The sequence below is a fragment of the Microbacterium sp. CCH5-D1 genome, from assembly GCF_001557335.1.
GTDB lineage: Bacteria > Actinomycetota > Actinomycetes > Actinomycetales > Microbacteriaceae > Microbacterium > Microbacterium oxydans.
The window spans coordinates 1-11,532 of record NZ_LSJW01000161.1 but is presented as its reverse complement, the minus strand read 5'-3'; the positions used below and the strand labels follow the sequence as shown (position 1 = coordinate 11,532).

Here is an 11,532-nt window from a genome sequence, read left to right as displayed (position 1 = left end):
GGGCCCGCCGTCTCGTCGGCGACACCATCCTCGTCTGTCGCTCGGCGCTACGGCCGGAGCGTCTCGACGTCGACGAGGAGCGGATCGAGCCGGTGTACACCGAGCTCATGGGCGCTCACGCACGGCGCATGGACGCCATGGGACTCGCGTCCTGACCCGACATCGCCACACGCGCGGTCGGTTCGAGGCGGTCAGATTCCGACGGCGGTCAGATTCCCAGCGCGACTCGCTTCTGGGCGTCGGCGCGCTTGCGCATCCCGGTGATCGCCACGGTCGCCAGTGCGGCGACGATGGGGGCTCCGAGGACGCTCGCGAGCCACAGCCAGATGCTGTCCTCGCCCACGCCCGCCCACTGCAGGGCGGTGTACAGGACCGCAGCCACCGCGGTCGCGATGGCGGGGGTCAGAGCGACACCGCGCAGCTCACGACCGCCGATCAGGAAATGTGCGGCGATCCCGAGAGCGCACGCGCCGATGAGTGCGAGGAGGATGTACATCGTCGGGTTAGGCGACGAAGCCGACGCGGCGGGATTCCTCGGTGCCCAGCTCGATGTACGCGAGGTTCGCGGTCGGGACGATGTAGGAGTTGCCCTTCACGTCGGCGAAGCTCACGTGCGACGCGCTCTGCTCGAGGGCGGTGGCGACCTGGGTGCGCACCTCTTCGGCGCTTGCGCCGGTGTCGAAGCTCAGTTCACGGCCGGTGTTGATGATGCCGATGCGGATTTCCACGCGTGCTCCTTGAAGTTCGGGGACTGCGCCAACTCTACCCCGGGAGTACAGGCCGGGATCGGCCGTCGCGGCCTGTTTCGCCGTGAGCGCACAGGGGGAAGGCACCATGGCTGCGGGCGGCCTCAGGCGGGTGGGGACGGTGATGTCTGCGCGTCCGGATAGCGTTGATGTCATGACACCGGATTCCGCTCAGCGTGCTGTGATCGCCGCGGAGTCGCACGCGTCCGGTGTCATCATCGGCGCACCGGGAACGGGGAAGACCCGCACCCTCATCGACCGCGTCGTCCACCTTCTCGATGCAGACGCCCTGCGCCCCGAAGAGGTGCTCGCCCTCACCCCGAACCGTCAGGCGGCGACGGCGCTGCGCGACCGGATCGGAGTCAGGATCGGGCAGGCCACGCCGGGTCCGCTCGCGAGATCGCTCGGCTCGTTCGCCTTCCAGCTCGTGCGGGGGGCGATGGTGAAGGAGGGGTCCGAGCCGCCGGCGCTGTTGACGGGCGCGGATCAGGACCGCATCATCGCCGAGCTCCTCGCCGGTGACGCGGAGGACATGCGCATCCCGTGGCCGGAGAGCCTGAGCGCGTCGGTTCGGGCGTCGAAGGGATTCCGCTCCGAGCTGCGCGCTTTCCTCGCCGAGTGCACCGAGCTCGGGGTGGACGCTGCGGAGCTTCGTGCATCGGGCAACGCCGTGTGGGCGGCGACGGCGGAGTTCCTCGTGGAGTACCGAGCCGTGCTCGACGCCCTCAGATCCGCACATCGCGATGCCGCCGACCTGCTCAGCGAGGCGAGCGCCATCCTGCACACGGCCGATCCGGCGACTCTCGGCCCGTTGGCACCGCTGCGCGTGGTGCTCATCGACGACGCTCAGGAGCTCACCCGCGGCGGCATATCGGTCGTGAAGGCCCTGCGGAGTCGGGGGATCGCCGTGCTGGCGTTCGGCGATCCGGATATCTCTTCCGGCTCCTTCCGCGGAGCCAGCCCCGAGCTGTTCGCGCAGCTCGCCGGGGTGCTGGGGGATGTGCACGTGCTCGATGGCCCCCATCGTCAACGTCCGGCGCTCACGGCGCTCACCCGCACTGTGACGCAGGCGATCGGCGTGTCGGGGCGGGTCGAGCATCGGCGGGCGCCTGTGCCGGCGACGGCCGATGACGTCGACGCCGGAGTCTCCACGTTCATCGCCCCGTCTCCCTACGAAGAGCTCGATCGCATCGCCGGTGTCATGCGCGAATGGCACCTCTCCGAAGGGATCCGGTGGGATCGGATGGCGGTCATCGCCCACGACACCCGGCAGGTGACCACGCTCGAGACCGAGCTCGCCGCCAGGGAGATCCCGACGCGCGCAGCCGGTGTGCAGCGCCCGCTCGGCAGCGAGGGGATCGTGCGCGACATCGTCGGCATCGTTCGTCTGGCTCTCACGCCCGTCGAAGAGCGCACCTCGACCGCGCTCGAGGAGGCGCTGCGCACCCCGTTCGGGGGGATGGACGCCATCGGGCTGCGGCGCCTGCGCGCCCGGCTCCGACACGTCGAGCTCGAGCAGGGCGGCTCCACCCCCGCGCGGGAGATGCTGCGGCAGGCGATGGCGAATCCTGCCCACCTCACTCTCATCGACGCTCCGGAGTCGCGCACTGCGGAGAGGTTCGCCGAGACCATCCAGGCTCTCGCCAGCGGTGCGGATGCCGGCGAGACGATCCACGACCTGCTCTGGCGGGTGTGGGACCAGGCCCGAGCCGTCGACGGGCGTCGACTTCAGGTCGCCTGGCGCGAGATCTCGCTGCTGCCGACGGGGGCGGAGACCGCGCGTTCGCTCGACGCGCTCGTGTCGCTGTTCGACGCGGCCAAGCGCTTCGTCGAACGCACCCCCAACGAGAGGCCGGAGGTGTTCGTACGGGACATCCTCGACAGCGAAGTTCCCGAGGACTCGCTGTCGACTCCCGATCGGCCGGGAAAGGTCACGCTGCTGACCCCTGCGACGGCGCTCGGCACCGAGTTCGATGCGGTCGTCGTCGCCGGCGTGCAGGACGGCATCTGGCCGAATGTGCGCCTTCGCGGTGGACTGCTGCAGACGTGGCGTCTGCCCGACGCGATCCAGGCCGTCCGCACGGGGATGGCGATCGAGCCGCCGGGCGTCCTCGACCGGCGACGGGCTGCGCTCCACGACGAGTTGCGTCTGTTCGTCCGTGCCGTGTCACGTGCGCGCGATCGGCTCCTGATCACTGCGGTGGACGACGACGATCTGACTCCCAGTCCGTTCTTCGGCTTCCTGCCCGCTCCCGAGCCGCCTGAGCGGCATGCCTCGGCGGAGCATCCGCTCACCCTGCGAGGCCTGGTCGCACGGCACCGACGCGCCCTCACCACGACATCCGCCGAACCCGTGCGGCGAGTCGCCGCTGCGCAGCTCGCCGTCCTCGCCCGCGAGGGGGTCCCGGGTGCGGACCCCGCCGAATGGTACGGAGTGACGCCCGTCTCCACCGATGCGCCGCTGCGCGACCTCGCGGTCACGGGTGCGCGGGTCTCGCCCTCGAAGATGGAGTCCTACGAGGAGTGCGGTCTCAACTGGGTCGTCTCGGCACTCGGCGGCGACACCGTGATGCCGCCGACGGCGGGCATAGGCACGATCGTGCACGAGGCGATGGAGCGGGTTCCCGACGGAGACCTGGAGCAGATGCGGGCGATCGTGGCCGAGCAGTGGCCGGAGCTCGACTTCGAGACCGAATGGATCGGACGCAAGGAGCGACGCCGTGCCGATCTGCTCGTCGACAGGCTGCACGCCTACCTGGGCGACGTCCGTCGGGAAGGCGGAAGGGTGATCGGCAGCGAGGTCGAGTTCCGCTTCGCCGTCGACGTGGCGGGGGCGAGCGGCGAGGACGAGGATGTCGTGCCGACCGTGCATGCGGTGGGGGAGAGCAGGGCGAATCAGGCGATCATCCACGGCTACATCGACCGGGTGGAGGCCTACCCCGCCGGCGCGGGTGAGCATGCGGCGGCGCGAGGCCGCGGATGGCAGCCCATGTCGGGCGGTCCGGAGGGCCCGACGGTCGTCGTCGATCTGAAGACGGGCAAGAACGATCCGGAATCCGACTCCGGCGTGCTCGAGCATGCGCAGCTGGCCGCCTATCAGATCGCGGTGCAGCAGGGACTCGTCGAGGGGGCGCCGCCGGCTTCACTCGCCGGAGCGCGGCTCGTGATCGTCTCGAAGACCCTCGCGAAGAGCGACTACCGCATCGCCCATCAGCACACGCTCGACGACGAGTCGCGCTCGGCCTTCCTGATGCGCGTATCGGATGCGGCGCGTGGCATGTCGGCTTCGAGCTTCACAGCGCAGGTCGAATCGCACTGTGCCGACACCCAGCGTCGGGTGCATCCCTGCCGTATTCACACGGTGCCGGCGGTGAGCTCGTGACGGGGGAGAACGGCGCATGGTGGAGCGCCGGCGCCTCGATCTCCGCTACCGACATCGCCGCCGCGCTGGGCCAGCCTTCGCCGACCCCCGCCCAACAACGTGTGATCGAGGCGCCCCCGGAACCTGCGCTCGTGGTCGCGGGTGCCGGCAGCGGGAAGACCGAGACGATGTCGGGGCGCGTCGTGTGGCTCGTCGCCAACGGGCACGTGCGCCGCGACGAGATCCTCGGCCTCACCTTCACGCGCAAGGCTGCGGGTGAGCTCGCGGAGCGGATCGGCCATCGGCTCGCGGTCATCGACGAGTACGGTCGTCGTGGACTCCTGCCCCATCTCCCGGCGATCGTGGCGGACGGATCACTGCGCAGGGTGGAGGAGGCGGCGCCCGGCCGCCAGCGCGAGGTGGTCCGTGCACACGTGCTCGACGAGCTCGCCGACCAGCGCGGGACCGGGTGGGACCCGGTGATCCCTCGGGCGGCGGAGGACCTGATGATCCGGCCTCGGGTCTCGACCTACAACGCCTTCGCGGACGGCATCGTCCGCGAGCACGCTGCACGCATCGGGCGAGACCCCGACGTGGCGATGCTCAGCCAGGCGGCCTCCTGGATGCTCGCGCGCGAGGTCGTGCTGCGTAGCGATCTCCCTGAGCTGGAGAACATCGACTTCGCGCTCGGCACGGTCATCGATGCGGTGCAGCGGCTCGCCGGAGACGCCCTCGACCACCGTGTGGACCTGGATCTCGCCGAGCGCATCGCCCGGGAGCAGGCCCTCGCCTTCGAGCCCTACCGGAGCAACGGCGATGTCGAGAAGGCGGCCGTGAACCTGCTCAGTCTTCCGACGCTGTCGAGCCTGGTGCGCGACTACATCGCGGAGAAGCATCGTCGCGGCGTGCTCGACTTCGCCGATCAGGTCGGCGGCGCGTACGACATCGTCGAGTCGGCGCCCGATGTGCGCGCCGAGCTCCGCGAGCAGCATCGCGTGGTGCTGCTCGACGAGTATCAGGACACGTCGGTCATCCAGACCCGCTTCCTCGCGGAGCTCTTCCGTGACTCGGCGGTGATGGCCGTGGGCGACCCGCACCAGTCGATCTACGGCTGGCGAGGGGCGAGCGCCGACAATCTCTACGCGTTCTCCGGCACGTTCTCGAGCACGGGCGCGGCGCATACCTACAGCCTCATGACCAGCTGGCGCAACGACCGCCGTATCCTCGGGATCGCGAACCGGGTGCTCGAGCCGCTCCAGCGGCCCGGGCTCGACGTGCCCCCGCTCGAACCCCGTCCTGGGGCGGGAGAGGGCACCGTGACCGTGGAGTACCCCTTCACGGTCGACGAGGAGGCAGCAGCCGTGGCGGAGTGGTTCTCCGAGCGTCGAGCGGCACACGATGCTCGCGACACGGCAGCGGCACACGCGACGAAGCCGCACACCGGCGCGATCCTGTTCCGCTCGAAGCGGCACATGCAGACGTTCGCGGCTGCGCTTGCAGCCCGGGGGATCCCGCATCGGATCCTCGGTCTCGGCGGACTGCTGGCGACGCCGGAGGTCGTCGACGTCGTCTCGACGCTCCGCGTGGTGCACGACCCCACGGCGGGATCGGCGCTCATCCGACTGCTCACCGGGCCGCGATTCGGCGTGGGGGTGGCCGACATGGCGGCGCTCTACGACCTCGGGCGCACGCTCTCGGAGCGTGACCCCGCGATGGCTCCACTGCCTGAGGAGATCCGTTCGCGGCTGCGCGGGTCGCGGGGCGCCGACGAGGCGGTGTCGATCATCGACGCCGTCGACGTGGTCAGGGCCGTGCGCGACGACTACAGACTGCTCGAAGCGATCACCCCGGACGGGCGGGCACGCGTGCGCGCCGCGGGCGAGATGCTGGAGCGTCTGCGACGAGCGTCCTCGCAGCCGATCCCGGAGCTGATCCGCCTGATCGAGCTCGAACTACGGCTGGACATCGAGTTGGCGGCGAACGAGACCAGAGGGCCTGCCCGGATCGCCGCGACGCAGCTGCGCGCGTTCTCCGACGAGGTCAGGGCCTTCCTCGCCGCCGACGACCGGGGGAGCATCGGCAGTCTGCTGGCCTGGCTCGACAAGGCGGAGAGCACGGACGAGCTCATGCCTCGGCCGGAGCCGCCGGAACCCGGCGTCGTGCAGCTGCTGACGATCCACGGCTCGAAGGGCCTGGAGTGGGATGCCGTCGCCGTCGTCCGACTCGTGGTCGACGAGCTTCCGAGCCGTGTCTCCGACACCTCAGGGTGGTTCGGGTTCGGCGTCGTTCCCTTCGCTCTGCGCGGCGACCGAGATGCGCTACCCCGCTTCGAGTGGGACCCCGTCGGGGCGATGGGCGACGAGACCGACCCCGTCAAGCGTCAGAAGCTCGCGCAGGCATCGCTCTCCGGCGGCGCGACCAAGGCGAATCCGCAGGGGGGCGCGATCAAGCGCTTCAAAGACGCGTACCGGGCGTATCAGCAGCAGGAAGAGCGACGTCTGGCGTATGTCGCGGTCACCCGTGCGCGGACCGATCTGCTCTTGAGCGGCTCCCACTGGGCGGGGCAGAAGTCCCCGCGCACGCCGAGTCCCTATCTGCTCGAAGCCATCGAGGCGCAGGGGTTCGAGGAAATCGATCAGGTCGATCCGGACGACAATCCGTACGAGGGCCCCGGTTCCACGCTCCGCTGGCCCCTCGACCCGCTGGGCGCTCGGCGGGGTGTCGTGTCCGCGGCGGCAGCGGCTGTCGAAGAGGCCACGCTCCGGGGAACGGCAGAACCCTCGATCGAGCTCGCTCGTCTGCTCGCCGAGCGTGCGGCCAGACAGCGCGGTGCCGATGCGGAAGCGCCGACGCGCGTGCCGGCCTCGAGGTTCAAGGACTACGTCACCGACTTCTCCGGAACCCTCTCGTCGATCGTCAGGCCGATGCCGGAGCGGCCCTACCGGCAGACCCGCCTCGGCACGCTGTTCCACGCCTGGGTGGAGCAGCGGTCCGAGCTCGTGGGCGTCGGCAGCCGTGTGGATGAGGCGCTCTGGGAGCTCGATGAGGAGGAGGCGCCGATCGAGGCCGAGCACCTGACGAGGGCGTCGGGGGAGGGGCGCGGAACGACCGCCGACGCCGCCGACCTCGCCGTGCTGCAGGCGACGTTCGAGCGCAGCGAGTGGGGAGCGTTGCAGCCCATCGCCGTCGAGATCGAGATCGACTTCGTGCTCGGTGCAGGCCTCTCCTCGGACGAGGCTGCGGGCGGTCACATCGTCATCTGCAAGCTCGATGCCGTGTACCGGCGCGCCGACCGCGGCGGCCGCGTCGAGATCGTCGACTGGAAGACCGGCAAGGCCCCGCGCACCGCCGCCGAGCGGGAGGAGCGCATGCTGCAGCTCGCGCTCTACCGTCTCGCGTACCACCGCAGATTCGACGTACCGCTGGAGGAGATCGATGTCGCGCTGTACTACGTGGCCGACGACCTGATCATCCGCGGCGATCGGATCTACTCGGAGGAGGAGCTCTTCCAGCGCTGGAGTGCCGCTCGCGCGGCGCGCTGAGCCTCCTCGGAGTCGTCCTCGTCGTACGCGGTCTCCGCGTGCGACACGGAAGCGCCGTGCCTGTCCGCGGCATCGGTGCTGTGGCTGCCGGCGAAGATGCTCCGAGCCCCGGAGAGGTCCTCGGTCTCGAGATCGAGCATCCCGGCGCGGTGGGAGCTGTCGTCCCGCTCCTGTCCTTGGCCGTCGGCACCGCTGCGAAGCGGTTCGACGACATCGGTGGACGTCGCGTCGGTCGCGCCCTCCTCCGATTCGGCCGGAACGTCGATCCACAGCTCCTCGGGGTTGTAGGCGTCGGTCTGCATCGACGTGTCGACCTCGGTCACGGCGTCTCGGGGCACGCGGTCGAGTGCGTCCATGGCAGAGTCGACTCCGGCGCTGCGGGCATCGATCACGCTCAGGTCATCGGTACGCAGACCCTCGGCGAGAGCCTCGAGCAGCGCGGCCGCGTCGTCGACGATATCCGGTCGATGCATGGCGTCGCCGTGCACGAGCCACCGTGCGAACTCGAGCTCGGCGAGCAGACGAGCACGCACTTCGAGGCCGGCGTCCGGTGCGCGGTCGAGTGCGCCGGAGTACGCGGCGTGGACATCGTCGGACGCCTCGGGTGCCGCGGAGAGCCACGACAGATCGACCGCAGGATCACCGATCGACAGTCCATGCCAGCCCAGGAGCCCGATGACTTCGGGGCCGCGTTCGGGGTCGTCCTCGAACAGGAAGGACGTCGACTGCAAGCCGCCGAGCACGACGGTGGACTCGAAGCGCCACAGGTCGTCGTCGGCGACGGCGTCGCGCCATCGCACGGTGAGACGCGCGGGAACCCTCCCCGTCGATGCGGCCGTGTCGATCAGGCGATCCAGCTCGGCGCGGCTTTCCTCGGCCGTGCGTGTGGCCAGTCCCGCCCCGCGGACCACCGAGGTGGGCATGCTGTGCACCGCGGCGATCGCTGACCCCATCGACGGGGCAGCCCCGCGCCCCGCCGGCACGTGGGCCGCGTCGATCTGGAACCCGGGCAGCAGCTCGGTGACGAGCGCGCGTCCCTCGCCGAGTCGGGTCTCCCCGATGTAGGCCGGCACCCGGAACGGCAGCATCGCTCGAGCGCCGTCGGTGAGAGCACGAAGCGCGATCGCCTCGGCGGCGAGTTCGCGCGCCGTCTCGTCGTCGTCTGCGACGCGGATCGCGAGCTCACGGCCATCGGCCAGGGTGGCGATGGCCGAGTCGAACCGGCCCTCGCCGTCCGCGCTCAGACCACGGGCACCCGTGACCTCCGCCCCGGGCAGTGCGGCGGTCACTGCCGCGGCTAGAGTGAAAGGAGAGCGTCCCATGCCCCCAGGTTAGGTCGGCTCAGGGGCGGTCCCGCCTCCGCCACGCCCGTGAAAGAGGGAGTCGATGACCATTCAGCGCCCGTCCCTCGACCGTGCGGCCGAACTCCGCGAAGAACCGGATGTGCTCGCCCGTCTCCGCGACGACCCGGCGACGCGCGTCATCGTGGTCCGTGAAGGTCGTGTCAGAGTCGTCGACTCCGCACTCGTGCGCGTCGCACCCGATGCCGTCGTGGAGGCGAGCTGGGCGCTTCTGGGGCGCGATCTCGACGGCACCCTGCTGCTCCTCGCGGCCGCCCCGCCGGAGAACGATGCTCTCGACACGGCGCCGGACGAGATCTGGCTGGGACTGCGCGATCTGGGTGGTCGCATCGACGGCCAGGAATCCGAGCTGCTCATCAGCGCGATCGCGCTTGCCGGCTGGCTTCAGGACGCGGCGTTCTGCCCCACGTGCGGAGGGGAGACCGAGCTCCGACAGGCGGGCTGGTCCCGGCGCTGTCTCGTCTGCGGACGGCAGCACTTCCCCCGCACCGACCCCGCCGTGATCGTCGCCGTCGAGAGCAGGGACGGCCAGCGCCTGCTGCTGGGCGCCAACGCGAACTGGGGCGGGCGGATGTTCTCCTGTTTCGCGGGGTTCACGGAAGCGGGGGAGTCCCTCGAATCCACCGCCTACCGTGAGATCGAGGAGGAGTCGGGTGTGCGTCTGTCCGCCCTCCGATACGTCTCCTCGCAGCCCTGGCCGTTCCCGCGGTCGCTCATGGTCGGCTTCCGCGCCGTCGTCGACGACGAGACGACCGCGCGCGCCGACGGCGAGGAGATCATCGAGGTCCGCTGGTTCACACGTGCCGAGATCGGATCCGCGCTCGCCGGAGACGGACCGGTCGGGCTTCCAGGACCTGCATCGATCGCTCGGGCGCTGATCGTCGACTGGTACGAGGACAAGGCGTGAGCGCACTCGATGCCCTCGATGAGCGGCAGCGGGCGGCGGCATCCGTGCTGCGAGGTCCCGTCGTCGTGCTCGCGGGAGCCGGAACAGGCAAGACCAGGGTGATCACCCACCGCATCGCCCACGGTGTCGACACGGGGGCCTACTCGCCGTCGCGTGTGATGGCCGTGACCTTCACGGCGAAGGCTGCGGGGGAGCTCCGCGGACGGCTGCGCGCGCTCGGCGTCGAGGGCGTCGCCGCTCGCACCTTCCACGCGACGGCACTCGCGCAGCTGAACTTCTTCTGGCCCACTCTGGCCGGCTCGCCCGCGCCGTCGATCATCGACAACAAGGTGCGGATGCTCGGGCAGGCTGCCGATGCGATCCGCCTCCGGCCCAGCACCGCGACGCTGCGGGACATCGCCTCGGAGATCGAGTGGCGCAAGGTCTCGATGCTCTCGATCGACCAGTACGCCGCGCTGGGTCGGCCGGTCTCCGGGGTCGACGCGACGCAGCTGGTCGAGCTGATGCGCGGGTACGAGGCGCTCAAGGACGACCGCCGTCAGCTCGACTTCGAAGACGTGCTCCTGGCCTGTGCCGGCATGCTCGAGGCCGAGCCGCGCGTGGCCGCGTCCGTCCATGAGCAGTACCGTCACTTCACGGTCGACGAGTTCCAGGACGTGTCTCCGTTGCAGAACCGTCTGCTCGAGCTGTGGCTCGGGGACCGGCACGACATCTGCGTCGTGGGTGACGCCAGCCAGACGATCTACTCGTTCGCCGGGGCCGAGCAGCGGTTCCTCCTCGAGTTCGAGCGCCGTTACCCCGACGCCACGGTGGTGCGACTGGAGACCAACTACCGCTCGCAGCCGCCGATCCTCACCGCGGCGAATGCGCTGATGCGGGGTCGTCCCGGCGCGCTCGAACTCGTACCCGCGCGCGAGCAGTTCACTGCGGACGCGCCCACGATCACCGCGTACGACACCGAGGGCGAGGAGGCTGCGGGGATCGCCGCCGGCATCTCCGCCCGTATCGAAGCCGGCACCTCTCCCGACGAGATCGCAGTGCTCTATCGCGCTCATGCCCAGTCCGCCGTGCTGCAGCAGGCGCTCGCCGCCGAGGGCATCGCGACCACGGTCCTCGGGGGGACGAGGTTCTTCTCGATGCCGGAGGTCCGCCAGGCGATCCTCGCCCTTCGCGCTGCGGCCGTCGCCCCGACTGAGCAGGGTTTCCTCGCCGGAGTGGAGCGCGTGCTCCGCGAGCTCGGACTCACGGAACAGCCGCCCGCTGCCGGAGGAGCGCAACGGGACGGGTGGGAGGCCCGGCGAGCGATTCTGCGGCTCGCGGAAGAAGCCGGTCCCGACTCGGACCTGCGCAGTTTCAGCGACGCCCTGATGGCGCGGGCGAAGGATCAGCACGAGCCGACGATGCGCACGGTCACCCTGTCGACTCTGCACGCGGCCAAGGGCCTGGAGTGGCCGCACGTCTACCTGGCCGGGTGGGCGGAGGGGTCGCTGCCCATCTCCTACGCGACGACGTTCGAGGCCGTCGACGAGGAGCGCCGCCTGGCGTACGTCGGTGTCACGCGCGCCGCGCGGACGCTGGCGCTGTCATGGTCGAGATCGGCGGGTCGGGGAGAGCG

Annotated in this window: 7 protein-coding genes and 1 pseudogene; 5 read left to right on the top strand and 3 right to left on the bottom strand. The window is 70.4% G+C overall.

The features are described from left to right. Positions 1 to 155: pseudogene (locus AX744_RS21840) on the top strand (ferritin-like fold-containing protein); the annotation flags it as partial. Positions 156 to 208: 53 nt separating this feature from the next. Here AX744_RS21840 and AX744_RS21835 read toward each other — a convergent pair. Next, the gene (locus AX744_RS21835; protein ID WP_046749550.1) at positions 209 to 496 is read right to left on the bottom strand and encodes a hypothetical protein; all 288 of its coding nucleotides are present in this window, start codon (positions 494 to 496) and stop codon (positions 209 to 211) included. Positions 497 to 503: 7 nt separating this feature from the next. Continuing rightward, positions 504 to 728 carry a DUF3107 domain-containing protein gene (locus tag AX744_RS21830; RefSeq protein ID WP_045263100.1) on the bottom strand — a complete coding sequence of 75 codons (225 nt, stop codon included), beginning with the start codon at positions 726 to 728 and terminating at the stop codon, positions 504 to 506. A gap of 172 nt (positions 729 to 900) precedes the next feature. Between AX744_RS21830 and AX744_RS21825 the strand changes: the two genes are divergently transcribed. After that, positions 901 to 4,128: an ATP-dependent helicase gene (locus AX744_RS21825; RefSeq protein ID WP_061016605.1), complete on the top strand. Its 3,228-nt coding sequence runs from the start codon at positions 901 to 903 to the stop codon at positions 4,126 to 4,128. Continuing rightward, complete coding sequence (locus AX744_RS21820; protein WP_082738478.1) at positions 4,125 to 7,649, top strand: ATP-dependent DNA helicase; 3,525 nt, start codon at positions 4,125 to 4,127, stop codon at positions 7,647 to 7,649. The genes AX744_RS21825 and AX744_RS21820 overlap by 4 nt, the downstream gene beginning before the upstream one ends. On the opposite strand, the gene AX744_RS21815 is transcribed toward AX744_RS21820, so the two are convergent. Beyond that, positions 7,595 to 8,971, bottom strand: a complete 1,377-nt coding sequence (locus AX744_RS21815) for a phosphotransferase (RefSeq protein ID WP_231728779.1) — start codon at positions 8,969 to 8,971, stop codon at positions 7,595 to 7,597. The two genes, AX744_RS21820 and AX744_RS21815, sit on opposite strands and share 55 nt — an antisense overlap. Before the next feature lie 64 nt (positions 8,972 to 9,035). On the opposite strand from AX744_RS21815, the gene nudC reads away from it, so the two are divergent. Next, positions 9,036 to 9,917 (top strand): NAD(+) diphosphatase, encoded by an 882-nt coding sequence (gene nudC / locus AX744_RS21810; RefSeq protein ID WP_061016601.1) that lies wholly within the window; start codon positions 9,036 to 9,038, stop codon positions 9,915 to 9,917. After that, on the top strand, positions 9,914 to 11,532 hold a 1,619-nt coding region (locus tag AX744_RS21805), incomplete at its 3' end, for an ATP-dependent helicase (protein WP_061016599.1). The genes nudC and AX744_RS21805, both read left to right, overlap by 4 nt.